The 25,894-nt window shown below is 42.6% G+C and carries 16 protein-coding genes; 9 read left to right on the top strand and 7 right to left on the bottom strand.

Annotated elements, in window-relative coordinates; all coding sequences use genetic code 11:
• The first annotated feature begins 152 nt into the window (after window positions 1-152).
• Both MED217_RS01540 and MED217_RS01535 read left to right on the top strand, forming a co-directional pair.
• Window positions 153-1,499, top strand: a complete 1,347-nt coding sequence (locus tag MED217_RS01540; RefSeq protein WP_009778712.1) for a sigma-54-dependent transcriptional regulator — start codon at window positions 153-155, stop codon at window positions 1,497-1,499.
• The gene (locus MED217_RS01535; protein ID WP_009778711.1) at window positions 1,489-2,829 is read left to right on the top strand and encodes a sensor histidine kinase; all 1,341 of its coding nucleotides are present in this window, start codon (window positions 1,489-1,491) and stop codon (window positions 2,827-2,829) included. The genes MED217_RS01540 and MED217_RS01535 overlap by 11 nt, the downstream gene beginning before the upstream one ends.
• A gap of 100 nt (window positions 2,830-2,929) precedes the next feature.
• Here the strand turns inward: MED217_RS01535 and MED217_RS01530 are convergent, their stop codons facing one another.
• Both MED217_RS01530 and MED217_RS01525 read right to left on the bottom strand, forming a co-directional pair.
• Window positions 2,930-4,288, bottom strand: coding sequence for a hypothetical protein (locus MED217_RS01530; RefSeq protein ID WP_009778710.1), 1,359 nt, complete (start codon window positions 4,286-4,288; stop codon window positions 2,930-2,932).
• 19 nt (window positions 4,289-4,307) lie between these two features.
• Window positions 4,308-6,716 (bottom strand): TonB-dependent receptor, encoded by a 2,409-nt coding sequence (locus MED217_RS01525; protein ID WP_040533124.1) that lies wholly within the window; start codon window positions 6,714-6,716, stop codon window positions 4,308-4,310.
• Window positions 6,717-7,002: 286 nt separating this feature from the next.
• Here MED217_RS01525 and MED217_RS01520 point away from each other — a divergent pair, with 286 nt between their 5' ends.
• Window positions 7,003-8,922: a family 43 glycosylhydrolase gene (locus tag MED217_RS01520; RefSeq protein WP_050759310.1), complete on the top strand. Its 1,920-nt coding sequence runs from the start codon at window positions 7,003-7,005 to the stop codon at window positions 8,920-8,922.
• A 74-nt stretch (window positions 8,923-8,996) separates the two neighbouring features.
• On the opposite strand, the gene MED217_RS01515 is transcribed toward MED217_RS01520, so the two are convergent.
• The 4 genes from MED217_RS01515 to MED217_RS01500 form a co-directional block, all read right to left on the bottom strand.
• Entirely contained in the window at window positions 8,997-10,754 is a 1,758-nt protein-coding gene (locus MED217_RS01515) for an alkaline phosphatase (protein ID WP_009778707.1), read from the bottom strand.
• A gap of 4 nt (window positions 10,755-10,758) precedes the next feature.
• Entirely contained in the window at window positions 10,759-11,883 is a 1,125-nt protein-coding gene (locus MED217_RS01510) for an alkaline phosphatase (RefSeq protein ID WP_009778706.1), read from the bottom strand.
• A 68-nt stretch (window positions 11,884-11,951) separates the two neighbouring features.
• Window positions 11,952-13,760 carry a RagB/SusD family nutrient uptake outer membrane protein gene (locus tag MED217_RS01505; protein WP_009778705.1) on the bottom strand — a complete coding sequence of 603 codons (1,809 nt, stop codon included), beginning with the start codon at window positions 13,758-13,760 and terminating at the stop codon, window positions 11,952-11,954.
• Between the two features lie 20 nt (window positions 13,761-13,780).
• Window positions 13,781-16,813, bottom strand: a complete 3,033-nt coding sequence (locus MED217_RS01500) for a SusC/RagA family TonB-linked outer membrane protein (protein WP_009778704.1) — start codon at window positions 16,811-16,813, stop codon at window positions 13,781-13,783.
• A 600-nt stretch (window positions 16,814-17,413) separates the two neighbouring features.
• Between MED217_RS01500 and MED217_RS01495 the strand changes: the two genes are divergently transcribed.
• Window positions 17,414-18,952 (top strand): pectinesterase family protein, encoded by a 1,539-nt coding sequence (locus tag MED217_RS01495; protein ID WP_009778703.1) that lies wholly within the window; start codon window positions 17,414-17,416, stop codon window positions 18,950-18,952.
• Here the strand turns inward: MED217_RS01495 and MED217_RS01490 are convergent.
• Entirely contained in the window at window positions 18,949-19,650 is a 702-nt protein-coding gene (locus tag MED217_RS01490; RefSeq protein ID WP_009778702.1) for a Crp/Fnr family transcriptional regulator, read from the bottom strand. The two genes, MED217_RS01495 and MED217_RS01490, sit on opposite strands and share 4 nt — an antisense overlap.
• Before the next feature lie 103 nt (window positions 19,651-19,753).
• On the opposite strand from MED217_RS01490, the gene MED217_RS01485 reads away from it, so the two are divergent.
• The 5 genes from MED217_RS01485 (at window position 19,754) to MED217_RS01465 (ending at window position 25,893) form a co-directional block, all read left to right on the top strand.
• Window positions 19,754-22,165: a heavy metal translocating P-type ATPase gene (locus MED217_RS01485; protein WP_040532499.1), complete on the top strand. Its 2,412-nt coding sequence runs from the start codon at window positions 19,754-19,756 to the stop codon at window positions 22,163-22,165.
• A 131-nt stretch (window positions 22,166-22,296) separates the two neighbouring features.
• On the top strand, window positions 22,297-22,515 hold the full coding sequence (ccoS, locus tag MED217_RS01480) for a cbb3-type cytochrome oxidase assembly protein CcoS (RefSeq protein WP_009778700.1): 219 nt from the start codon (window positions 22,297-22,299) through the stop codon (window positions 22,513-22,515).
• A gap of 2 nt (window positions 22,516-22,517) precedes the next feature.
• A complete protein-coding gene (ccoN, locus tag MED217_RS01475; RefSeq protein WP_009778699.1) occupies window positions 22,518-24,722 on the top strand; it encodes a cytochrome-c oxidase, cbb3-type subunit I in 2,205 nt (734 codons plus the stop codon).
• A gap of 2 nt (window positions 24,723-24,724) precedes the next feature.
• Window positions 24,725-24,913, top strand: coding sequence for a CcoQ/FixQ family Cbb3-type cytochrome c oxidase assembly chaperone (locus tag MED217_RS01470; RefSeq protein WP_009778698.1), 189 nt, complete (start codon window positions 24,725-24,727; stop codon window positions 24,911-24,913).
• Window positions 24,910-25,893: a cbb3-type cytochrome c oxidase N-terminal domain-containing protein gene (locus MED217_RS01465; protein WP_009778697.1), complete on the top strand. Its 984-nt coding sequence runs from the start codon at window positions 24,910-24,912 to the stop codon at window positions 25,891-25,893. Before MED217_RS01470 ends, MED217_RS01465 begins: the two co-directional genes overlap by 4 nt.
• Window position 25,894: the final 1 nt, after the last annotated feature.

Genomic DNA, 25,894 nt, shown 5'->3' with positions numbered 1-25,894 from the left:
TAATTGAATTACAATGTTTTAATAAATAAATACAATTTGAAAGTGTTCGGTTTTGATACACTTCATGTACGCCTGCGATACAGTTTATTGACCTGTAGAAATAAGTCTTTTATCCCAAAAACTGAAGCCTTATAAATTGTAATATTGTACGTATGCAACTCAAAGACGCCCATATATTAGTCATTGATGACGATGAAGATGTGCTCACCGCGCTACGGCTTTTGCTCAAACCCAAAGTAAAACAGGTGGTCGTGGAGAAAAATCCTAATGCGCTGCAAGGACTCCTCAATGCGCAGGATTTTGATGTTGTTATTCTCGATATGAATTACAACGGACTCGTAAATACGGGAAATGAAGGTATTTTTTGGCTGAATAAAATCAAATCCTGGAAACCGGCTACAGACGTAATTCTCATCACTGCCTATGGCGATATTGATCTTGCTATACGATCGCTTAAAGAAGGGGCTTCTGATTTTCTGGTCAAACCCTGGAAAAATGAAAAGCTTCTCGATGCCATCAGTGAAATCCTGACCAAAAAACGCAAAAACAAAACCCTTAAAATCAAGCTGGATTCGGCGACCGAGATCATTGGGGAAAGCGAACCTATGCAAGAGGTTTTTGTAAAGCTGAAAAAAGTAGCGCCCACCGATGCTAATATTTTGGTTTTAGGCGAAAACGGTACCGGTAAAGACCTGATCGCACGTTCTATTCACGAAAATTCGTTGCGTAAGCACAAACCTTTTGTAAAAGTAGACGTGGGTGCGCTCACCGAAAGTTTATTTGAAAGCGAACTTTTTGGCTACAAAAAAGGCGCATTTACTGATGCGCGCGAAGACCGAAAAGGACGTTTTGAAGCCGCCCATGGCGGAACCTTATTTCTTGATGAAATTGGCAATATTCCCTTGCGGCAACAGGCGCGGTTGCTTACGGTTTTGCAAAACCGGCAGGTGACGCCTTTGGGAGCCAATGAGGCGATCCCGGTAGACATCAGGTTGATTTGTGCAACCAATCTTAGCCTAAAGGATCTCGCGGATGAAAACACCTTTAGAAAAGATCTTATCTACCGCATCAATACAGTTGATTTGATCATTCCGCCGTTGCGGGAACGCCAATCTGACCTCACCTTACTCGCGCATTATTTTGTGAAAATGTATGCCGAAAAATATGGCAAAACTTCGTTTGAACTTGATCCCGACTTTATCAAAAAGCTTAAAGAGCACCCGTTTCCCGGAAATGTACGGGAGTTACAATATGCATTAGAACGCGCTGTTATTATGGCTGAAGGAGGAATTCTACATGCTGAAGATTTGGCTTTTTCCCCCATCGAACAACAGCCTGAAACCGAACTCAAATTAAAAACGACCAATTTGGATGCGGTTGAAAAAAACACCATCCTAAAGGTGATCGAGAAAAACAAAGGCAACATCTCAAAATCGGCTAAAGAATTGGGTATTACACGCACGGCCTTATACCGCAGACTCAACAAATATGACCTATAAACGCTATACCGCCGGACTCTTACTAAGGGTGTTGCTTTTGCTGGCAGCGCTGGTGGTGTTGGCCTTTGGCCTCGTAAAGTTGAATACTTATGCGATACTGGGAGGAAGTCTGGCAAGCATTGGTTTGCTCTATTTTTTACATCAATTTCTCATCAGGCGTTTTGTAGCGATGGATGATTTTTTTGAAGCCGTCAAGTACCGCGACTTTTCACGATGGTTTTCAGAAAAACACGGTCCGCAGGATCTTAGAAATTTACATAAAGGCTTCAATTCGGTAAACAAAACCATCAAAGCCATCAACAATGAGCGTCAGGCGCAATTTGTCTATCTTCAAAAAATATTAGAGATGGTTGATGTGGGTATTATTGCCTACAATTTAGATTCAGGCGCTATTCTTTGGGCCAACGAATCTATACTGAGCACGCTTGATCTACCTGCGTTTAAGAACATTCATTTTGTTGAAAAAAGAAGACCGAAACTCTACGAGGAGCTTTTTGATACGTATCGTACCGAAGCGACTTCCATAAGTATTACGTTGAAAAACGAACATCTGAAAGTCTTGATCTCTGAAACAGTTTTTCAGGTAGAGGAAGATGCTTTTAAACTGGTCGTGTTGCAAAATATTGAAGACACACTTAATCAGAATGAATCTGATGCCTGGAAGAAATTGCTAAGCGTGATGACCCACGAAATTATGAATAGTATCGCGCCTATTTCTTCCCTTGCCGAAACCTTACAACAGCACATCGCAGCTTCAAAAACCAATCAAGAAACTGAAATTGATCTGGATGATCTGCATGCTGGCATCAGCAGTATCAAAAAGCGAAGTGAAGGGCTGATGAAATTTGCAAAAACCTATCGCAGCCTGAGTAAAGTCACGCACCTCAATCTGGAAACGGTGAGCGTCAACGAACTCTTTACAAACATAAACGACTTGCTGCAGCCCACACTTGCAGACAAACCTGTGGAGTTAAGTTTTGGAATGGATCAGCCGGAGATGCTTTTAGAAATTGACAGTTACCTCATCGAGCAGGTTTTGATCAATCTTATTCTCAATGCCATTGACGCCACAAAAATGGTCGCACAGCCTAAAATTTATGTCAACGCTACGCAAAACGCTAAAGGTCGTGTGCTATTGAAAGTTTTAGACAACGGCAGCGGCATTCCAGAAGAAATTAAAGAAAGTATCTTTATTCCTTTCTTCAGCACCAAAAAGACCGGTAGCGGTATCGGTCTGAGCTTGAGCAAACAGATTATGACCTTACATAAAGGGAAAATTCAGCTTAAAAGCGAACCCGGCACAGGAACCGAGTTTACGCTTCAGTTTTGAGAACAGACATAGACTACCAAAAGTAAATTCGCTCTCTGGCGGTGCCATAAAAAAGCCCCGATTTCTCGAGGCTTTTACATGTGTATTAAGTCTGTCTTAATTAGAACGCACCAATAAAGTGGCTTCCTTCAACATTTACTAATTCTGCTCCTTGAGTAACCGCTCCGGTTTCGGTATCGATCACGTAGATGTTTCCATTTTCACCTACAGGCGCTTGGGTTACATAAATTTCGTTTCCGTCAACCGCAAAACCTTGATACTGGAATAAGTAAAAATCAGGATCGTAAGGAATCTCTGTAATTTGCTGTGCCGTTCTAGCTTCTAAGTTTACCAATGCAAAGAAACCTTGAGCTCCTGCAACACCTTCTGCAGAACCCTCGTGACGATACGCTACCACTGCTTTTCCGTTTGCAGCGGGTCTCCACGCCAGGATGTAAGCACCATCAACACCTAAAGCATCATCAAGATTGAAAACATACGAATCATCATATTCATTGTCTGAACCTATACGTAAGATGTGAGATCCTTGAGGGTCACCTTGGTTGGCTTGGTACACGGCACCGTTGTATTCAAAAGCGTTGATGCTTCGGTAACCGCTAGTATTACCTTTTCCTACTCCAGACATAATCACTTCAGGATTAAGTAATGACGGGTAGTCTAACACGATGGTAATAGATTCTAAAGGATCAAAATTTCGGTCTCTTTCAGTAGTTTCAGGATCAACTTTATCTAAACGTGCTCCGATGTACAATTTATCACCAGCTGCATTTAGGGTTGGCATATCTGTTCTACCAATAAAAAATCCTTGCGCTTCCAAATCTGCTGGTAAAGCAACATTTGTTTCTTCAAAATTTTTGATTGCTGAGTTTACCAGGTCTAGTGTCACCACGCCTAAAGTAACATCTGTACGTAAATACGTGTCATCAGACTCATCCGCCGGAGTACCGTTATCGTCAAATTGATGCTCGGTAGAAGCATAAACTGCCGCTCCTGTTTGATCACCATCAAAAAGTTTGATCCATCGTGGAGCCGTCCCTACATAAGGTGCGATACTAATGGCTGAACCAATTTGTTCAAAATTCTGTCCACCTTGAACGTCATATTTTGTGTAGTTTCCTCCGGTGTCTCCCGCATAGCTGATGTTGAAAATAGTCGATCCATCTTCTGAAGCTTGTAATCTTGCAGTTCGGTTAGAAGGCACGATAAATCCGTTATCAAAAGGCTCAATAGAAACCGAAGGGTCTTTTGCCTCTGCACTGGTTACGGAGTAAATCAAGGTTCCTCCATTACCATCTCCCGGATTGTCGCCCATACGCGCAGCGGCGATGGTGATCATACGTGCTTCTTCAGGCTCTGGTCCCACCACACCGGTGTTATCATCATCTGAGCTACAAGATGCTGCGAGTCCCAAAAGGGTTATGAGAGAAAAAGCTTTTAAGTTTAAGAATATACGTTTCATTGCTTTTTTGTTTAAACGATTAAAATTTATTGATTGAATAGTTAAGTTTTAAATAGAATGCTCTTCCCGGTTTTTGTACCGAAAGGTTATCATACAAAGGCTTGTCAAAGATGTTCTTAACATCAAAACTGAGCACAAAGCGTTTTTTAGGGAAGGTGTAACTCATCCCAAAATCCTGTGCCAACTGCTCAGGAACTTTAAAAAAATCATCGCCTACGGTATTAGATCCCTGTGGAACCAAGTATGAAAATTCACCGGTATAATAGAGCGTATAGAACAAGTCTAAGCGCGACTTTTTCTGAAATAGATTATCTAGAGAATAGCGTAGATTTCCGTTCATCGTAAGGAAAGGCGTGTTGGGCACAGCGACCTCTGTCCCACGGTTTTCAATCTCCAAATCAAATTTTGAAATATTGAAATTGGCCGAAAGCTTGTCGTTGTACACATAGTTGACCTGCGCATCAAAACCTTGTGAAGTACCACTTCCCTGATTTACATAAACGATAAGTTCGTCATCTACATTCAGTGAATTTTCAATAGGTAAGCCTATACGGTCTTTGATGTTTCGTGTAAAAACATTGGTCGATAGTGTAACCCGATGTTTGTTGAAGGTAAAGGCTCCAAATCGAAATCCTAAGTTGTAATTATTACTCTGCTCAGGGTTAATACTGGCGTTGGCAACTACGTTATCCCCATCGTTACCAAAAATTTCGGTCTCATTGGGTAAACGAATGGCTTTTTCTGCAGATGCGAGTAGAAACACTTCTGGAGTAATTCCGTAAGAAGCAGCAAAACCATAACCCTCAAATTCTTTATTACTGCTTACCACTTCGTCAACGATCACACGGTTACCTGCTTCATTGGTTACAATCGCCGGATCTTTACTAATGGTTTTTTGCTGATAGTATTTCCCAAATAAACTCGCTTTTAACCGATCATTAAAAGCATTGACCTCATAGGTTAAAGACACGATGTTTTTGTGTAAATCACGAGTACCCACAAAAGTGTTTTCTAGCACTGAGCGTAATTCATCACTGTCTTCCCGATCGATCCCACTGTACATATGATTAAGCAAGACCTTATGATTATCATTAAAGGCATAAGAAAGTCCGGTACGTATAGAAGCTACATTTCTACTGATTTTCGCTAAGGTTGGTCCACCTTCTTGTTGTGAACCCCAAGTATACTCATATTCATTTCCTCTAAAGTCGATCGCGCGCTCACCATTCCAGCTGTAGGCAGCAGCAACAGTATCGCTCAGTTGACGGTTACGGCTCCCATAATATCCGTTGATGTTCACATCAAAACCTTCAGTAAAAAGATCTTTCTTTTGATAGGTCAAATTGGCCAGTGCCGCATCAGACTCATAAAAGCGCCCTTTGTATGGCATTATGGTCATAAATGCCCCGTGCTGCACTTCGTTGTAATCATCAGATCCTGTAAAACCAACATAAAATTGATCGGCCCAACTCACATCGGTGTATCCTACTTGAACAACACCGCCTGTAGAACGGTATGCGTCATTAAAACGCCTTGCAGTAATGGGTGTTTGTACCCCGCCTAAACCGGTCACTACAACACTTCGCCCTGAAACTTCGTAGTCGTTATCAGAATAGTTGTGAAAGCCTGAAGCTTTAACCGTAAAGCCAGATTTATCAAAACGGTACAACCCATTAACGCTTGCTTGAAAGGTATTGAATGATCCATAAGAAACCGAAGCATTCAGATTGGTTCCCGCAGATTTATCTAACACGATATTGATCGCTCCTCCTAAAGCATCATCAGAAAGATGACCGGGAACAACACCCTTATACACTTCGATCTGCTCGATCATCGCAGGCGGAATGCTGTTAAGATTAAAAGAAGAGCCAAAGGTTGAAATGGGAATCCCATCAATAAAAATACGCACCGCACTGCCTGAAAGTCCGTTAAGGCTGTATTGTACTTGCGACCCTAAACCACCATTCTGTCTAATTTTTACACCTACTGTGGTATTGAGCAGCTCGTTAGTCTGAATATTGCGCTGTGCAGCCTCCTCAGTATTTACCACATTTACCGCAAAGCCCTGCTTTTCCATTTTGGTTTTGATCGACTCCGCACGAATGGCCACTTCGTCCAACTCATAATCTTTGGCGTTATCAAGCTTAATGTCGTGACGCAGATTTGCTTCTTTTATTGTCACCTGATCAAAAGCGATAAAATCGCCACTTACGATCTCGAGCGTAAAAGTTCCTGAAGGCAAATTTTGAAAACTGTAAACCCCTTGAAGGTTGGCTTTAGCTTTTTGAGAAATTCCACCTCCGGTTAAGACAATTTCAGTTTGCGGGACGATATACCCATTGGCATCTTTAACCACGCCACTCAGGGTGTTTTGTGCACTTAAGGTCAATGGAAGGATAAATAATAAAAGGAGTAATCTTGGCTTCATCAGTAATTTATTGCTGACAAATTTATGCTTATTTAGATTAAGTACAAATAAAAACAAGGAAAGATGAAAAAGCCCCTCAACCCGCAAATACACAGGCGTTAAAGCGCTTTTTTAGCAAGTATTTTAAAAATTATTTTTAATCAAACTAAATAAAAGCAACAGGAATTCTTCTTAAAATACACTGCAACGCATTAAGAAAAGTCGATTAACAGATCCCAGAAAAATGTATCAAGTCAATAATTATTGTATAAATTACATTTATTTTTAAAGCCTTAATAGTTTCCCTATGCGATCACTTTTTAAATCATCATTAGTACACCTTTTATTTCTTGCCTTTTCCCTTCAGTGTGTTGCGCAAACATCTATGCAAGGTTACCTTTTTGCTTACTTTGAAGGTACCGGGGCAGACCAGGAAGCCATTCGGTTTGCAGTGAGTGATGATGCTGTACATTGGAAGGCACTTAATCAAAACAACCCGATTATTCCTTCCGCAGCCATTTCAAATACTGGCGGAGTAAGAGATCCGCATCTTTTAAGAGGTGCAGAAGCCGATGGTTTTTATATGGTCGCAACCGATATGTTTACCAAAAAAGACGGCTGGGACACTAACCCGGGAATTGTTCTCATGCATTCTGATGATTTGATAACCTGGCAATCCACTGCGATCAATCTCGAAAAATCGTATCCCAAATTCAAAAACACCAAATGGGTATGGGCGCCACAAACCTTCTATGATACTAAGAAAAAGAAATACTTGGTGTATTTTACCGTGCGCTCTCACGACAACCTCAAACTCGACTTTTATGCGGCTTATGCCAATAAAGATTTTACCGGTTTTGAGGCTGAACCCAAATTACTTTACAGCGCAAAAGACGGAGCTATTGATGGAGATATCATTTATAAAGATGGAACCTATCATCTTTTTTATAAAGGCAATACCAAAGACGCAGCAGGCAAAGAAATACAAAACGGTATCAAGCAAGCTACGAGTGAAAAGCTGCTAGGCCCCTACACAGAATCTTTTGACTATATCGACTTTTATGCCGACAAAAAAACGACTGTAGAAGGCAGTTCGGTATTTAAACTGAATGATAAAGACGAATACATTCTTATGTATGATTTGTATTCTAGCGGAAGGTATGAGTTTCAGCGCAGCAAAGATCTGTACACTTTTACCAAAGAAACCGAATCTTTTACCAAAGATTTTCATCCCCGACACGGGAGTGTCATTAGTATTACCAAAGAAGAAGCGCAACGCCTCGATCAAAAATGGGATGGCGTTCCTGTTTCTTTGCTCACCGATGCACAAGGCCGCTACCGTTTTCAATCACAAGGAAATCCTATAATTCAGCATAAATACACCGCAGACCCGGCAGCATTGGTAGAGAACGACACGCTCTGGTTATTTACCGGTCACGATTATGCCGGCGGACAAAAAGGGTATAAAATGAAAGACTGGCTGGTATATTCTACCACCGATTTAAAAAACTGGACCGAACATCCTGTACCTCTCAAGATTGATGATTTTACCTGGGCAACCAGTGGTGACGCCTATGCCGGTCACGTCGCTAAAAGAAATGGAAAGTACTATTGGTACATCAGTACCAACTGGAACGGGATAGGTGTCGCAGTAGCCGATAAACCTGAAGGTCCTTACAAAGACGCACTGGGCAAACCGCTACTTACCAATGAAGATTGTTTTGCATCGAGCCACTCTTGGACCTGCATTGACCCGGCCATTTTTATTGACAAGGACGACCAACCTTGGATCTTCTGGGGGAATGGGGTTTGTTATTACGCAAAGCTGAAAGACAATATGATCGAGATCGAGGGCGAAATCAAAACCATAGATTTTGAAGGTCTAGAATTTACCGAAGCACCTTGGGTTCACGAGCGTGACGGTAAATACTATCTCACCTATGCCACAGAATTTCCTGAAAAAATCGCTTATGCAGTCGCAGATAAAATTGATGGACCATACACCTACAAAGGCATTCTCAATGAAATTGCCGGTAACAGCAATACCAATCATCAAAGTATTGTTGAATTTAAAAACGACTGGTATTTTATCTATCACAACGGCGGCATTCAACCTGATGGTAGTAGCTATAGCCGTTCGGTATGTATAGATCCTCTACATTATAATGAAGACGGAAGTCTAGAACGTATTCAAATGACTACGGAAGGTGTGCAGGCTAAAAACTGATGCTATTGGTATTGCTTCCATAAATAAAGCCCGTCATTTGACGGGCTTTATTTATTAAAATTCAATTCTAGACTTTACTTTAAAGCGGCTAAAATCTTGTGGAAGATCTCGTTGTTTTCAAAAGCGCCTCTGAAGTTTTGCGCCTGTGGACCGTAAGCAAAAACAGGAACCATAATCCCCGTATGATTGGTGGTTAAGAATTCGCCGTGTAGTTCTCCCTTATCCAGATCGCCACTAATGATCCCAAATCCGGAAGTCTCGTGATCGGCAGTGATGACTACCAGTGTATTTTTAGTCTTGTCTGCAAACTTTAAAACTTCGGCGATGGTTTGATCAAAATCAAGCATTTCCTGTACAATTCCGCTGGTATTATTAGCGTGCCCATTGCTGTCAATCTGCGCCGCTTCGATCATCATAAAGAAGGGTTTTTTGTTATTTTCCAGGATTTCAAGCGACTGCTTTACACTGTTGGGTAAAAGCGGTCCGCGACCATCTGCGATAGAAGGTACTTTCCCATCACCCACATAAATTGCGGTTTTTTCTTCGATGGAATTGAAATCGGCCAAGGTTTTCACTTGATACGAGTCAGGAACCAACGCTGCTTTAGATTTTCCACCAGCGATAAAAAAGTCAATCTCGCTCCCTTCTAAATCAGAGAGAATCCCTTTTGCATCGTCGCGTTCTTTGCGATGCGCAAAAAACGATGCCGGAGTCGCCCCATCGATCGCATCTGTTGTGATCAAACCTGCAGCAAAACCTTTTCCGCCTAAGAGCTCTGTTATGTTTTGAAGCGGCTGATCGTCAGGATCTACGCCAATCGCACGGTTATGCGTTTTGGTTCCGGTGGCCATTGCAGTTGCACCCGCAGCAGAATCGGTAACCAAATCGTCTGTAGCAGCCGTTTTTGAAAAGCCGATGTCTTTTAACTGCGTTACGGTTAACTGTCCGCCATTAGCAATTTGCCCCGAAGTAATCTGTGCTAAGCCGGTCCCGTCGCCAATCATCAAAATCACATTTACCGGAGTATCGTTGTAATCAAATTGAAATTCCGGCTGATACACTTCGATCTGCTGTGTATTTACATAGGTATTTTGATCAAGCGTTTTTAGATACGACACAGCTTCCGCAGGCTTGTCGCTATTGATAAAATCCACACCCAAATTCGCAAAACGCGTCCAGGCGATTTTAGTATCGGGACTTGCCCAAAAGCGGAACGGTTTATTTACCGCGTGGGCTTTGGCGATCGCCTCCTCTACTTCTTCAAGTTCTGGAGCAACCATATTTCCGAAGCCATTCCAAACGGAATAGTTCTTATAATTCACACTTACCAAAGCAACTTTGCTTAAATCAATACTATCCAGATTGTCTAGATTTTGATGATCAAACTGAATAAAATCAGGATACTCTGAATAGTCTGTTGCCTTGGGCTTGTTGCCGGAAATCACAAAACGCAGCCCTTCAACCTCATCTAAATTGTGCTTTTTGATGGCTTTTGTGATCGCTTTCAGGGTAGCTTCAGCATCAGATTTTATATCGATCAACAACTGAAGACTTCTCAGTCGGCCTTCTGTTTGCAATTGTTTAAGCGGCTGCAAGTACAGTTTTTCAAGCGTATTGGCCTTGTTGATTTCATTTTCGCTATGCGTAACAAAAAGTGTGTTTTCTTTTAAAAACACATCCACTTCGATACTGCTGGCACCGCCAATATACGCTTCCCAAAACGGAAATTCCTGTGCATAATCGTTGTGCGCGTGAACTTTATAATTGACCTTTTGCTGTGCAAAACTCAGGCTGCACAGACAAAGAAAAAGGATTAAAATGCTGTTTTTCATATTCTTATTTTTTAGCCTTGATGGCGTTTAAAATTTTGTGGTAAATCGCACTGTTTTGATAAATTCCTTTAAAATGATCAGCGCCTTTTCCTGCTGCGAAAACCGGGATCAACTCCCCACTGTGTTGGTCTGTAATGAAATAGACTGCAACTTTTTCGGGCACTTCGGTTTTCTTACCGGTTTCTTCATCAACCTCATAATATTTACCAATGCTCGCCCCGCCGGTCTCGTGATCTGCAGTGATGACCAAAAGCGTATTGGGATGTGCTTCTACATAGTCTAAAACCGCACCGATGGTTTGATCAAAATCAGCCACTTCCTGTATCATCATTTCGGCATCTTTGGCGTGCCCGCCCCAATCGATATACGAACCTTCGATCATCAAAAAGAAAGGTTTATTGTTGGAGTCAAAATACGACAGCGCTTGTAAACTCGCATCTTTTAAAAAGTCTCCACGTCCTTCTGTTTTAGACGGAAGTCCCTCATCTTCGATAATAAAGGCGTTGCGCATATCTGGTTTTGCTTTGCTAAGCGCCAAGGTGTCCAGATTGTAATTTCGGTTTAAAAGCGTTTGAAACAAATCCTGATCATCACTACGCTGGTCGAAAAATTTACGCCCACCACCGGCTATAAAATCAATATCTGCAACCGCTAATTGCGCTGCGATCTCTTCGTGCATATCACGATCTTTGACGTGAGCATAAAAAGATGCCGGCGTAGCATGAGTGATGCTCGTTAAGCTGATGAGTCCGGTTTGGTAACCTTCTGCTTTCAGTTTTTCTAGAATCGTTTCCTGCGGAATGGTATCATTTGAAACGCCAATTGCGCGTTTATAAGTTTTCTCTCCTGTGGAAAACGCTGTGGCTCCCGCTGCAGAATCGGTAATCAAATGACTTGTAGAATACGACTTGTGCAAGCCTATGGTCTCAAACCGTTCGAAATTTGAACGTTGATCTCCAAAATAAAAAGCACTCGACACCTGCGGAATTCCCATCCCGTCTCCTATCATCAAAATGACATTTAAGGGTTCGTCGCTTTGGGTTTGCTGTTTTATGTTTTGCGTAGTGCCGCATCCCTGCATTACCAATGCACTGATTGCCACACTTGCGCTAATTAAATAGTTTTTCATTGCTGTTTTTTAAAAAGTACAACGGCAAGAGTTTCCTCTTGCCGTTGTTTTCTACACACACTTAAAAATTAGTATCCTTCGTTTTGCTCTAGATATCCCGGAGTGTTTGAGGCTCCATCTATCGCTTCCTGAGGAATTGGGAACAACCTGTGAAGTACATCACTATCTGTTTTTGACGTCCAGGAATCTTCGTAAGTGCCAAAACGAATCTGGTCGCTACGGCGAGACATCTCCCAGTAGAACTCAAAGCCACGCTCACGCAATAAAGTAGGCAAGGTGATCTCCGTTAGTGCTGCCGGGGTTTGATCTGGACGCGCATTTCTTGAGGTACGTACCGTATTTACATCGGTTAAAGCGCCTGCAGCATCGCCCATTCTCAATTTAGCTTCAGCACGCATTAAATACACATCTGCAAGACGTAACAACACTAGATCTACACTGCTGTAATTGTTACCATCATCTGAAGTTTTACTGAATTGCCACTTGGCAAAACGATAGCCGCTTGCATAACCTGCGCTTCCGTCAAGGCTGATGTCTAAAGTATGATCTACATAATACACGATATCTTCAAGATCTGAACCGTTCTCACGTGCCTCGGCAAGTGGATAGATTCTATAACCGCTATTCCCACTGGCATCAGTACCGGTCATAAAGCTTCCCGATCTGTAATTCTCTTTACGAGGTGCCCACATCGTACCGCGAATGATACCACGGTCGATCTCAAAATCTTCATCGGCGATAAAGTAATGATCTTTATCTGTGCTTAAGCCTAAGGTATCTTTAGTATACGGAGTTAATCCTGAAATGTCTTCCAACTCTGCAGGCACTTGTGCATTCTTTTTATAAAAACGTGCATCTGCAGCTGCAGGGTCAACATTACCGTAAGCATCTACCCAGTTTTGATAAAACTCAGGTGTAGCGGCAGGACCGTCTGTACCGTCCATACTTAAATAAAAATCACCGGGTCTTGGGAACAACGAACCAGACATCGACCAGTATGCCCAACGGTTGTGGTCATTGTTCAATACACCACGCAGATCAAGCGCAAAAATAAGCTCGGCGTTATCGTGATTCTCGTCATTAAAAAGATCAAAATATTCCGGTGAAAGCGCATAGCTTCCGTTATTGATGATGCGATCTGTATAGTTTATTACATTGGCCATATCTTCATCGGTAAATACCGGAGTTCCGTATGGATCTCTATATACGCCTGCATTCAGATATAATTTCGCTAAAAACCCATAAACCGCATCTTGCGTCATACGACCGGGACCGTTAGAATTACTAAGATTTTCAAGCGAAGCAAGAAACTCTTCTTCGATATACGTCACTGCTTCAGCACCTCGTAATACTTCTGAAGTTTCTGAGGTTGCTTCTTTTCTAAAAGTAAGTCCCCAGCTGTCTAAGAACAGCATGTTCTCATAGGCGCGTAACGCACGCATTTCTGCCAATCCCTGAATTGCTTCGGTATCACCTGCTTCGGCAAGCGGTCTTAAAACATCAATTGCTGCTACTGTTCTAAACAAGGCGGTCGTTAAATAACTCCAGGATTGCGTTACCAGACTGTTGCTTGAAGACATCAAGTGTCTGTGCGCTGTTGTGTAGGTGTCATTATCTGCCCATTGCGTTCCACCCAAACCGGTACGCGGAGGAAGGATCGCTTCGTCTGAAGGAATTTCCTGTAAGCCAAAATAACGCGTATGTCTAAAGGTTTGTGGTAAAATACCGTAAGCCGCAGAGATCGATCCTGTAATAGGCTCTGCGAGTCCGTCTGTTCCCGTTAGGGATTCGTCTAATATTTCTTCTTCGAGGTCTGTACAACTACTGAAGAGTAAAGCACTAAGCCCAACAACCAGCGTGAGAATTCTATAATTCATTGTAAACAATTTTTAATTTTTTAGAAGGATACATTTAAACCAAATACCACCGTACGTGCTTTTGGATAGGTATAGTAATCAATACCATAGGATTTTGAATCGCTCGAGCTACCTGTGTTCAATTCCGGATCAAAACCGGTGTAATCTGTGATGATAAACAGGTTTTGCCCGGTAACAGATAGACGTACATTGTCTAACCATTTGTCCATACCGATCACTTGAGGGTTTAAGCTATAGGCAAATGTTGCGTTGTTAAGGCGTAAGAACGCACCGTTCTCCAAATAACGCGTAGAAACTGTATTGGTATTGCTGGGATCTTCATTAGGATAGGCTATCGCCTGATCTGTGGTATTCAAAGAGTTTGAAATTTGTGTTTTATTAAACAAACTCATACGGGTATGATTGTAGATCTCATTACCACTTACCCCGTTAAAATTCAGTCCTAAGTCAAAGTTCTTGTACTTGAATTTAAGGTAGAATGCATAAAGGATATCGGGCACTGCACTACCTGCAGAGATGCGATCACTGTCATCGATCTGTCCGTCACCGTTAAGATCGGTGTAAGTACTGAAACCGTCAGCACCAATTCCTGTAAACTCGCGCAAGAAGAAATTACCTATAGGCTGATTGTTCATATACCCATTAATGGTCGCTCCGGTTTGCCCTGCTCCACTGGCTGTTCCTGTAGTCACAATGGTAAAAGGAGAATCGGTGATCTCATTTTTGATATAAGAAATATTTCCTCCTATGTTGAACGAAAAATCACGGGTACGGTCACTCTGATAATCCAGAGCAACTTCAATACCGCTGTTCTTGATCTTCATATCAGGAATATTCTGCCACTTGTAACCTACTTCATCAATAGGATCCTGAGTAGAGAAATACAGCAATACATCATTGGTTTCCTTTAAGAAATAGTCTACCGAACCGCTCAATTTATAATCCAGAAAACCGAAGTCTAAACCAATGTTTGTCTGTGTGGTTTCTTCCCACTGAAGATCAGGATTTGCCGTACGTGCGAATACCAAACCGTAGTCGTAGCCCTCGCGTGTGGTGATTCCATCATTTAAAGGGTAGATGTCATTATCTGCAAAACTTTCTCCATAGCTCAAACGGGTTTGTTTAGCAGGAATTTCCTGATTCCCTGATTTACCCCAGCTCGCTCTCAACTTTAGGTTGTTGATCCCGGAGTCTGCCATAAAATCTTCTTTAAAGATATTCCAACCTAAAGCTAAAGAAGGGAAAGTAGCATAGCGGTTGTTCTCTCCAAACTTGGTCGAACCGTCAGAACGCAAGGTTGCAGTTACCAGATACTTGTCTTGATACGTGTAGTTCACACGACCAAAGAACGATTGCAGTTCATTACTAACTGCATTAGAATATTGTGTCGCATTTTCTCCGCGCGCTGCTTCTAACTGATATCGTGGTTCGATACCGTTATTTGGGAAATTTTCAAAATAAAAGCCTTTATCGTGAATGTAGAACTTTTGATAAGAATGCCCCGCTAGCAGCGTCAATCCGTGATCGCCAAAAACATTATTATAGGTCAAGGTGTTCTCAACCAGCGTGTTTCTGTTCGTTGTAAACGAGGTATTGATCGATCCTTGTGCATAATCTGGATCTGCAGCGTACGGGATGTACTGCACATCACGATCTGTTGTAGAGTAATCTACCCCAAGGTTCAATTTATACGTAAGATGATCTACAAATTCTAACGAGGGTGCGATATTAGCGATCATACGGTTGTTATTAGAAAAATCACCGTAGATATTCTCGATAATAAGCGGGTTGATCCCTGTTCCAAATACGGTAGGTTCCCCATTGGTATACGCCGGCGTGGTTGGATTAAGGCTCAACATATTGCTCACCATCGTACCAATGTTAGGACGCGTATTTTCGGTACGGGTCGCAGTAAGATTCAAATCGATTTTTAAACGATCGTCCCAACCTTTTTGCGTTACATTGGCACGTGCCGAGTAGCGCTTCAAGTCACTTTTGTTAATGATCCCTTCCTGATCATCAACACCAATAGAAGCGAAGTAAGACGTATTTGCCGAACCTCCGCTCATCGAGAAGTTGATGTTGTTAGTAATCGCGGTACGGGTCAATTCGTCTTGCCAATCGGTGTTTGCGCCGTTATCGCTTAAGCTTCCGCCTATTTGTGGTACGATGGTTCTAAACTCTTCTGCAGAAAACACATCGATCTTATTAGCAATAGATGAGATTGCTGTTGAAGCCGAAAAGTTCATTTGCGTTCTTCCTGCTTTTCCTTTTTTGGTAGTAATTACCACCACCCCGTTTGCCGCACGCGAACCGTAAATAGCCGCTGCCGAAGCATCTTTCAATACGTTAATCGACTCGATATCCTGCGTATTGATAAAGTTTAACGGGTTTGTTGCCAGACCGTTTCCGGAGTTGTCTAAAACAAAACCATCAACAACATAAAGAGGAGAAGTTCCAGAACGCAAAGTTCCCACACCACGTATGATGATGTCTTGACCTGCTCCCGGCTCACCACTGGTGTTGGTCACGTTAAGACCAGAAACTTTACCTTGTAGCAAGTTCCCGGGGTTATTCACCACCCCTTTGTTAAACTCTTCTGCAACCACAGAGCTTACCGCTCCGGTTAAATCTGATTTCTTCTGAGTACCATAACCTACAACAAGCACCTCATCTAATTCTGAAGTATTTGCAGCAAGTTGAATGCTATACTTAGTTTCTTGAGTTACCTCAATTATAGTGGTCTCAAAACCTACATATGAAACTTCGAGCACATCGCCGGGATTAGCATCAATGCTAAAGTTTCCGTCAAAATCTGTGGTGGTTCCTATAGAAGTTCCTTGCACCATTACCGATGCTCCGGGTAATAAAACTCCGTCACTATCGGTTACGGTACCGGTTATCGTTTGTTGTACTGCCTCATTTTTAATAGGATCGACAGTGCTTTTTAGCGCCAAATACGGCGTTTTCGCTTGGGTTTGTGTAGAAAAAAATACAATTGAAGCGAATGCAACTATATTTTTATACGTAATAGTATTATTTTTAAAATTCATGGTTAAGTAATTGATTGGACACAATGCTTAATAATGGATGGCGCAGTTGTTGGTAGCAGCTGCGTTTTTTTGTTGGGAGTGTTACATAGAAATTTATTTTAGGGGTATTTACTTCAAGCCGCTAAATAATTGAATTTTCCGCTAAAAGGTTTTACTTTAATGTTACCGAAGGATTAACCTTAAAAAGCCCTCCTCTCAAAGCTTGAAACGACCTCAGCCGCTTCAGTTTTTTGAAAAACGCATAGTTTACACCCGCTTATTTCTAAAAACCTATAATAAGAATGGGCTTTTCTTAAAAAATCTATAAAAGCACTTCAAAACCTGTATCAAGTACAATCAAAAGATTACCTCAAGCTTATTAACACAAACCGACCAAAGAGTAAGTTTTAGTTTACATTAAAACAACCTTTAAATAATCTCTTGGGCATTAAGATTGCCTAACAGTAGCTAGAATAACTGCCATGCCCCTAACCCATTTTTTTAAAATACAAAGCGCTGATTATTAGTTGTTTTTAACCAAAAGTGATATTTTAGTGGCGCTTTACGCCCAGGCAGATGATTTAAAATAGGGCGTCTCGTTGCAGCTAACCTTACACTACTATGATTCAGCAAACCGTCCGATTGTTCTTCTTCAGCTTCGTTATTCTAAGTGTTTTTTATGCGTGTAAACCCAAAGATTCAGCAGCTTTGCAGCTCTACCCCCAACCTGAGCAAAAAGCTGTAAACGTAGACACCCATCTAAAAATCACCTTTGATACCAAACCAGAAATTGGTACTTCGGGACGCATTCGTATCTATGAGCAGGAAACCGATACCTTAGTCGATGTGCTCGACTTGAGTATTCCACCGGGCCCGACCGAGCCTCGCAAAAATCCGGAAGCTACCTACACGCAAACCCCGTATCAATATGCTCCCGCTACGGCTACCAATGCCAATACCAAACCCGGCACTCCATCAGGCACCGCTGCTCCAAATTCTGATGAGTACCAACTTACCATCATAGGCGGTTTTACCGACGCGTTTCATTTTTATCCCATAATCATTCACGACACCACTGCCATCATTAACCTGCACCATAATTTGCTGGAGTATGATACGTCCTATTATGTTTTGGTAGACAGCACCGTTTTAAAAAGCAGCGGTAAACCCTTTAAAGGCGTTTATGATAAAAACCAATGGACCTTTACCACCAAAACCCAAAAACCTGATTTGTCTACTAAGCGTCTGGTGGTAGACCATAAAGGGACGGGCGACTTCAATACCTTGCAGGGCGCTGTTGATTTTATTCCGGACTTTCATCAAGATTCGATTAAGATCTTTGTAAAGGAAGGGATATATGAAGACCTGATCTATTTTAGGAACAAGACCAATATCAGCATAAGCGGCGCAGATCAAAAAAACACCATTATCCAATATGCCAATAATGAAGTTTTTAATCCACACCCGGAGTATGTAAAAACCAATGAATGGCCGGGAACCTTCCCTTCACGTAGAGCGGCTTTTGCAATTGATAACTGCGAGAACATTCAATTGCATAACCTCACGATTAAAACGCTATTAAAAGGACAGGCCGAAGGACTCCTCATCAACGGCGACAAAATACTGGTTAAAGATGTCTCTATCGTTGGGGATGGTGATGCCTTGCAAACCAACGGTCCTGCCTATTTTGAAAATGTCACCATAGATGGTGGCGGAGATATGATCCTGGGACGTGGACCCGCATTTTTCAAGTCTTGTGAGTTCTACTCGCCCGGCCCGTTTATGTGGGTAAGAAATACTGAAGAAAATCACGGTAATGTTTTTGTCAATTGCAGTTTTACGGGAACGCGCACTAACGGAAGTGAAATCGCCCGTGCACCTGACAATAAAGGCTACAACTATCCCAATGCAGAAGCGGTTTTGATCAACTGTTATTTAGACAATATCATTCCTGAAGGATGGGGTGCAGTGGGTGAAGCAAAAGACCAACTGCATTATTGGGAATATAAGAGCCGTAAACTTAAAGATTCTACTGAAGCTGACGTTTCTCAACGGGCTGCCTATGCTAAACAGCTTCAACTACCCGAAGACCAACAATTGATCACAGATTACCAAAACCCAAAATTCATTTTAGAAGGCTGGACCCCCAAAGTATTTTAAAAACCGTTCTTGAGTTGGTTCAAGCCTTTTTTGTCGATGAGCTTGATGCGCTTTCCTTTGGTCTCAATGAGTTCTTCCTTTTTAAATTTGGCAAGTGTACGTATGCAAAGTTCGGTTGCCGTACCCACGACATCTGCAATATCTGACCGTGATAAAATAAGCGCGAGGTAGCCTTCTGCATCCAGGCCAAAATTATTCTCAATATACAACAGGGTTTCTGCAAGTCTTTGGTTTACCGTTTTCTGCGACATATTCACTATAACGTCATCTGCCACTTTGAGCTCCTGCGCCATATATTTTAAAACCGCTTGTGTAAACTCAGGGTTATCTTGAATACCCGCTGTAATGTTATGTTTAGGAATAAAACACACTTCCATATCATTAAGTGCTACAGCACTAAGATTGGTAGTTTGCTCAGCGATAACCGAGCGCTGCCCCATGACTTCTCCTTTTGAAGCGATCTTGACAATTTGATCCTTACCGTTATCGCTTATTTTAGAGAGTTTAGAAACCCCATTACGCACGCAATACACACCTCCCAGCTTCTCTCCTTCCTTAAAAAGAGGTTCCCCTTTTTTGATCACACGCATCTCTTTACTATCAGAAATGGCTTTGAGCTCCTCCTTTTTAAGGGCTCTGAGGGAATTGAGCTCTCTAATGATACAGTTTTCGCATCGGGTTTGTTCGTGTGCTGCCATACTTCAAAATTAACACATTTTTTTTGAGAACTGACAAAAGTCATCTTTTAACCTTAGGATCTTTTAGTCCTTTGTATCAGGTATTTGAGCAAATTAGATTAAAATGGAAAACTGCTATCATTGTGGTGACCCGTGTTTAAGCGACAGCATAAAGCATCAGGACAAGATGTTTTGCTGTAACGGCTGTAAAACGGTATACGACATTCTTCACGAGAATGATCTGGAATACTATTACAACCTCGACCAAAACCCCGGGATCTCACCTAAAGCGGTGCAAGGCAAGTTTGACTTCCTCACCAATGAAACCATTCTTGATAAACTTCTGGAGTTTAACGAGCAAAACACACAGATCGTTTCATTTACGATCCCTGCCATTCATTGCAGCTCCTGCATTTGGGTGTTAGAAAACCTCAACAAACTTAACGCTGCGATAAAAAGTACGCAGGTCAATTTCCCGGAAAAAAGCATACGCATCACCTATGATGCCTCGGTACTCTCGCTAAAACAAGTAGTAGAATTGCTGTGTATGCTGGGCTACGAACCTGCAATTTCTCTTGAGGATTTCAATAAAAAGGAAAAGAAAACAGACCGTTCACTCATTTATAAACTGGGCGTTGCCGGCTTTGCCTTTGGCAATATCATGTTCTTGTCCTTTCCTGAATATTTTGAGGTTGAAGAATTCTGGCTCGATCAATACAAGCATCTTTTTAGAGGTTTAATGCTGGCGTTCTCGATTCCTGTGGTGGTGTATTCTGCTCAGGATTACTTCCGCTCTGCGTATAAATCAATACGCTCAAAACTGCTTAACATCGATGTTCCCATCGCATTGGGTATTCTGGTTCTCTTTGTACGCTCGTGCGCCGAGGTGATCACTCAAACCGGAACAGGCTTTTTTGACAGTCTCGCCGGTCTGGTATTCTTTTTATTACTTGGAAAGTTCTTTCAGCAAAAAACCTATGCGTTTTTGTCTTTTGAACGGGATTACAAATCCTATTTCCCTATTGCCGTCACCCGTCTGGAACCGGCAAAGCATTTTAAAAACAGATATCTGGAGCAGCAAGTACCGGTGTACGAACTGCAACCGGACGACCGTATTCTCATTCGTAATGGCGAACTCTTGCCTGTAGATGGCATTCTTTTAAAAGGAGAGGGATTGCTGGACTACAGCTTCGTTACCGGTGAGGCCGAACCCGTTGCTAAAAATGCCGGAGACACGCTTTTTGCCGGCGGAAGACAACAGGGCGGCATTATCGAATTGCGCGTCACCAAAGCGGTAGAACAAAGTTACCTCACCCAATTATGGAGCAACGAGGCCTTTAAAAAAGAGAAGCAAACCCACCTCAACAGCCTTACTGCGCGAATAAGTAAACATTTTACCTGGGGCGTGCTCAGTATTGCTACGATAGCCGGCCTGTTCTGGTTGGTTTACAACCCGGCTATGGCCCTTAATGTGTTTACCGCGATACTCATTGTGGCTTGCCCGTGTGCCTTGGCACTTTCGGCACCTTTTACGCTGGGTAACTTATTACGCATCACCGGCAAACACAAATTATACCTTAAAGATGCAGCCATCCTTGAGCAACTTGCAGATGTAGACCATATTGTATTTGACAAGACGGGTACGCTTACCACAGCCTCAGAAACAGCCATTCGTTATGAAGGCTTGGCCTTAACCGAAGATGAAGAGTCGCTGGTCACTAGTACGCTAAGAGCTTCAAACCACCCACTGAGTCGCAGCTTATATGCAATCCTTCAGAATCACGACATTCAAACGCTTGATGAGTTTGAAGAGGAAGTAGGACACGGTATCTATGGCACTGCAAATCAAAACAGCGTCAAAATAGGTTCGTATGATTTTGTGGGCGGCAAGAACGCCGGATGGGTTTTTAAGAATGGAAAACGCACCGCGGTTCACATCAGTACTAATGCTGCTTACAAAGGTTGTTATGTGTTTTACAACCGCTTCAGAAAAAGCTTAAAAGAGGTCTTTACTGCCTTACAGCAACAGGCTAAACTCATCATTCTTTCTGGAGATAATGATGCCGAACGCCAAAATCTAAATGCACTCCTCACACAGGAAGTAGAGATGCACTTTGAGCAACAGCCAGACGACAAGCTCAATTTCATCAAAAACCTACAGCAACAAGGTAAAAAGGTTTTAATGATAGGTGACGGTCTCAACGACAGCGGAGCGCTGGCGCAAAGCGACGTGGGCATCGCCATTTCAGAGAATATCAATGTGTTTTCACCTGCCTGTGACGGGATTCTTGACGCTTCGCGCTTTAAAGATCTTCCCGCATTTATACAACTGGCAAAACAAGGAAAACGCATCATCAAATGGAGTTTTGTATTCTCATTGCTCTACAATCTGGTAGGACTGGTTCTGGCGATCACAGGTAATCTAAAACCGGTGTACGCAGCCATTCTCATGCCGCTGAGCTCGATAAGTATTGTGGTGTTTACAACGCTGGCCACTTACTATTATGGTCGCAGCCTTCAGCGCCAGGTAAACTAGATCAAGGCAAGACTCTGATATTGAATCATTTGTCGATGCCAATAAAAAATCAAAATAATTTCAAAAGCTGATTTATGTCATCTTTTAAACAAACATACACCGGTAATTTTACCGTATAAAATCAGGTAGGTATGAGTATCATTTATATGCTTCTCGCGATAAGCGTGGTTGTAGCTGTGGTCTTTTTTGTGGCCTTTATTCTCTCGGTAAGACAGGGACAGTACGATGACACCTATACCCCATCTGTACGTATGCTTTTTGAAGACGAACTCGTAAAAGGTGCTTCTAAAACTTCAAAAGCTACACCACAATCCAAAACCCAAAACAACGCTAATCGCAAACTGAAGTAATTATGCAAACAGAACAGTTTTATTACGATAACAAGATCGTAAGAAAGTTTATCAATGCCACCATCTTCTGGGGGATCATTGGTATGAGCGTAGGACTACTGCTCGCCTTTATGTTTTTATTTCCCAACCTTACAGATGGCATCTCGTGGCTCAGCTTTGGGCGCCTACGTCCCTTGCATACTAATGCCGTGATCTTTGCCTTTGTAGGAAATGCCATTTTTGCCGGAGTCTACTACTCGACTCAACGCCTGCTTAAAGCACGTATGTGGCAAGACTGGCTGAGTAACTTTAACTTCTGGGGCTGGCAGCTCATCATTGTAGGTGCTGCGCTTACGCTTCCGTTAGGCTATACTACTTCAAAAGAATATGCAGAACTCGAGTGGCCTTTTGATATCGCCATCGCCTTGGTATGGGTGGCCTTTGGTGCCAACCTTATCGGTACGATCTTAAAACGTAGACAGCGTCACCTGTATGTTGCGATCTGGTTTTATTTAGGAACCTTTGTTACCGTAGCGGTGCTACACATTGTAAACAGCATCGAGATCCCGGTAAGCGCTCTTAAAAGTTACTCGGTATATGCAGGTGTACAAGATGCACTGGTACAATGGTGGTATGGCCACAACGCGGTAGCCTTCTTTTTAACGACTCCGTTTTTAGGCTTGATGTATTACTTTGTGCCTAAAGCGGCAAACCGCCCGGTATATTCGTATCGTCTTTCTATCGTGCATTTCTGGTCGCTCATCTTTATCTATATCTGGGCAGGACCACACCACTTATTGTATTCTGCATTACCCGACTGGGCACAAAACCTTGGGGTAGCGTTCTCAGTAATGTTGATCGCACCGTCTTGGGGTGGAATGATCAACGGACTCTTAACCCTGCGTGGTGCTTGGGATAAAGTGCGTACCGATCCTGTTTTGAAGTTTATGGTAGTTGCCATTACCGGGTATGGGATGGCCACTTTTGAAGGGCCAATGCTCTCACTTAAAAACGTAAACGCGATCGCACACTTTAGCGACTGGGTGATCGCCCACGTACACGTAGGTGCTTTGGCGTGGAATGGTTTCCTAACCTTTGGTATGGTATACTGGTTAGTACCTCGTCTGTTTAAAACCAAACTCTGGTCTACCAAACTGGCTAACGTGCATTTCTGGGTAGGAACTTTAGGGATCATTATGTACGCGCTACCGATGTATGTTGCAGGATTTGTACAGGCATCTATGTGGAAACAATTCAATCCTGACGGAACGCTTACCTACGGAAACTTCCTGGAAACCTTAACCGAGATCATCCCAATGTACTGGATGCGTGCCATAGGAGGTAGCTTGTATATTCTGGGTGCATTTGTAATGCTGTACAACGTATTTAAAACCGTAAAAAGCGGAAGCAAAGTAACCGACGAACTTGCTGAAGCTGCACCGCTACAACGCGTGACCAGCAAGCGTACCGCAAAAGAAGGCTATCATACCTGGTTAGAGCGTCGCCCGGTAAAACTTACCATTTTTGCAACCATCGCTATTTTGATCGGAGGTATGGTTCAGATCATTCCATCCTTGATCGTTGACGATTATGTACCGGTAATTTCCACCGTAAAACCGTATACCCCGCTTGAATTAGAAGGTCGTGACCTTTACATCAGAGAAGGTTGTGTGTCGTGTCACTCACAAATGATCAGACCGTTCCGCAGTGAAGTAGAGCGTTATGGCGAGTATTCCAAATCAGGAGAATATGTTTATGACCATCCCTTCTTATGGGGTAGTAAACGTACCGGCCCCGACCTGTTACGCGTAGGTGGAAAGTACTCAGACAACTGGCACCTTAATCATATGTACGATCCGCAGAGTACCTCATCCGGTTCGATAATGCCTTCTTACAGTTGGTTGATACGTAGCGAACTAGACAAGTCGAAGACCGAAGATAAGATGAGAGCAATGCAAAAACTGGGCGTGCCGTATACAGTTGAAGATATCGAACGCGCACAACAGTGGATGCTGGAGCAGGGAACCCAAATAGAGCAAAACCTCTATACCGATCCTGATTTTGCAGACACCTACGAGTCTGATAAAAAGTATGCGCAAGAAAACGGTGAAGATTTCGTAGAAATGCGCAACCGGGAGATCGTTGCCCTTATCGCGTATCTACAACGCTTAGGAACCGATATTAAAATTAAAAACAGCCCTGAAGTAAGCGCTGCTAAAACCGAATAGCCATGTTGAAATTTGTAAAACAGAATCTAGAAAATATTGATGGGGTAAGCATCTACCCCATCATCTCCCTACTCATCTTTTTCCTCTTTTTTGTAGCGCTCTTCTTATGGGTATTTACCGCAAAAAAAGAGCACATCAACGAAGTGAGTAACATTCCGTTAGACGACCAACTAAAATCTGAACACTCATGAGAAGTATCGCATCACTTATACGCATTCTGGTTTTTGCCGGCTTTGCCTACCTCTTTTTAAATTATGTAGGAACGCCCGAAGACGAAGCTTCGGTATTCACCACACAAAACTGGTTGTGGGCCATTTATGCCGTGCTGGTTTTTATGTACATCGCTTTTGAGATCTGTATAGAAAGCCTACGCGCTGTACTCTTTAAAACCCTAAAGCCGGAAGCTCAAGCACAATATCAGGCAGAAGTTGCTGCAAAAAAAGAACAACGTACCGCCTGGTTAAAAGGTCTTTATGCTAAACTCACCCGAGTAAAAGCTATTGAAGAAGAAGACGAGATCATCCTAGACCACAACTACGATGGCATCAAGGAACTTGACAATAACCTTCCGCCGTGGTGGGTATACGGGTTCTACGCTACCATACTATTTGCGGCCATTTACCTCATTCGTTTTGAAGTGCTGGGCGGCGACAACCAGATCGACGAGTATGAGCAAGCAGTGGCTCAGGCAAAAATAGAGATCGAAGAGTACAAGAAAACCGCAAAAGATCTTGTAGATGAGAACACAGTAGAATTGCTTACCGATGCTTCAGACATCAAAGCCGGGGAGAATATCTTCAGCGGTAATTGTGTGGCATGTCATAAAGCCGGCGGTGGCGGTGGTATCGGCCCTAACCTTACCGACGATTACTGGATCTTAGGTGGAGGCATCAAAAATGTATTCCATACCATTTCTGAAGGAGGTCGTGCCGGTAAAGGGATGATCGCCTGGAAAACCGACTTGAAACCCAGTGAGATCGCTCAGGTTGCCAGTTATGTATTGAGTCTGCACGGTACCAATCCCGCAGATGCTAAAGAGCCTCAGGGTGACCTTTGGGTTGATGAGAACGCTCCAATTGGAGAAGCTCAGGTAACGCAAGACTCAACACAGATCGAAGTGTTATTAGAAACAGAAGCGGTAACCGGAGATATCATTCAGACTAAAGAATAAG

It is taken from the genome of Leeuwenhoekiella blandensis MED217, from assembly GCF_000152985.1.
In the GTDB taxonomy this organism is placed as follows: Bacteria; Bacteroidota; Bacteroidia; order Flavobacteriales; family Flavobacteriaceae; genus Leeuwenhoekiella; species Leeuwenhoekiella blandensis.
Note: the sequence above shows the minus strand (reverse complement) of the source record. Positions and strands in the feature narration are given on the sequence as shown.

Coding starts and splice junctions, on each gene's coding strand:
- MED217_RS01530 (WP_009778710.1), bottom strand. CDS start 4,288: ATGAAACGTATATTCTTAAACTTAAAAGCTTTTTCTCTCATAACCCTT.
- MED217_RS01510 (WP_009778706.1), bottom strand. CDS start 11,883: ATGAAAAACTATTTAATTAGCGCAAGTGTGGCAATCAGTGCATTGGTA.
- MED217_RS01525 (WP_040533124.1), bottom strand. CDS start 6,716: ATGAAGCCAAGATTACTCCTTTTATTATTTATCCTTCCATTGACCTTA.
- MED217_RS01540 (WP_009778712.1), top strand. CDS start 153: ATGCAACTCAAAGACGCCCATATATTAGTCATTGATGACGATGAAGAT.
- MED217_RS01465 (WP_009778697.1), top strand. CDS start 24,910: ATGAGAAGTATCGCATCACTTATACGCATTCTGGTTTTTGCCGGCTTT.
- MED217_RS01515 (WP_009778707.1), bottom strand. CDS start 10,754: ATGAAAAACAGCATTTTAATCCTTTTTCTTTGTCTGTGCAGCCTGAGT.
- MED217_RS01470 (WP_009778698.1), top strand. CDS start 24,725: ATGTTGAAATTTGTAAAACAGAATCTAGAAAATATTGATGGGGTAAGC.
- MED217_RS01505 (WP_009778705.1), bottom strand. CDS start 13,760: ATGAATTATAGAATTCTCACGCTGGTTGTTGGGCTTAGTGCTTTACTC.
- MED217_RS01495 (WP_009778703.1), top strand. CDS start 17,414: ATGATTCAGCAAACCGTCCGATTGTTCTTCTTCAGCTTCGTTATTCTA.
- MED217_RS01535 (WP_009778711.1), top strand. CDS start 1,489: ATGACCTATAAACGCTATACCGCCGGACTCTTACTAAGGGTGTTGCTT.
- ccoS (WP_009778700.1), top strand. CDS start 22,297: ATGAGTATCATTTATATGCTTCTCGCGATAAGCGTGGTTGTAGCTGTG.
- MED217_RS01485 (WP_040532499.1), top strand. CDS start 19,754: ATGGAAAACTGCTATCATTGTGGTGACCCGTGTTTAAGCGACAGCATA.
- MED217_RS01520 (WP_050759310.1), top strand. CDS start 7,003: ATGCGATCACTTTTTAAATCATCATTAGTACACCTTTTATTTCTTGCC.
- ccoN (WP_009778699.1), top strand. CDS start 22,518: ATGCAAACAGAACAGTTTTATTACGATAACAAGATCGTAAGAAAGTTT.
- MED217_RS01500 (WP_009778704.1), bottom strand. CDS start 16,813: ATGAATTTTAAAAATAATACTATTACGTATAAAAATATAGTTGCATTC.
- MED217_RS01490 (WP_009778702.1), bottom strand. CDS start 19,650: ATGGCAGCACACGAACAAACCCGATGCGAAAACTGTATCATTAGAGAG.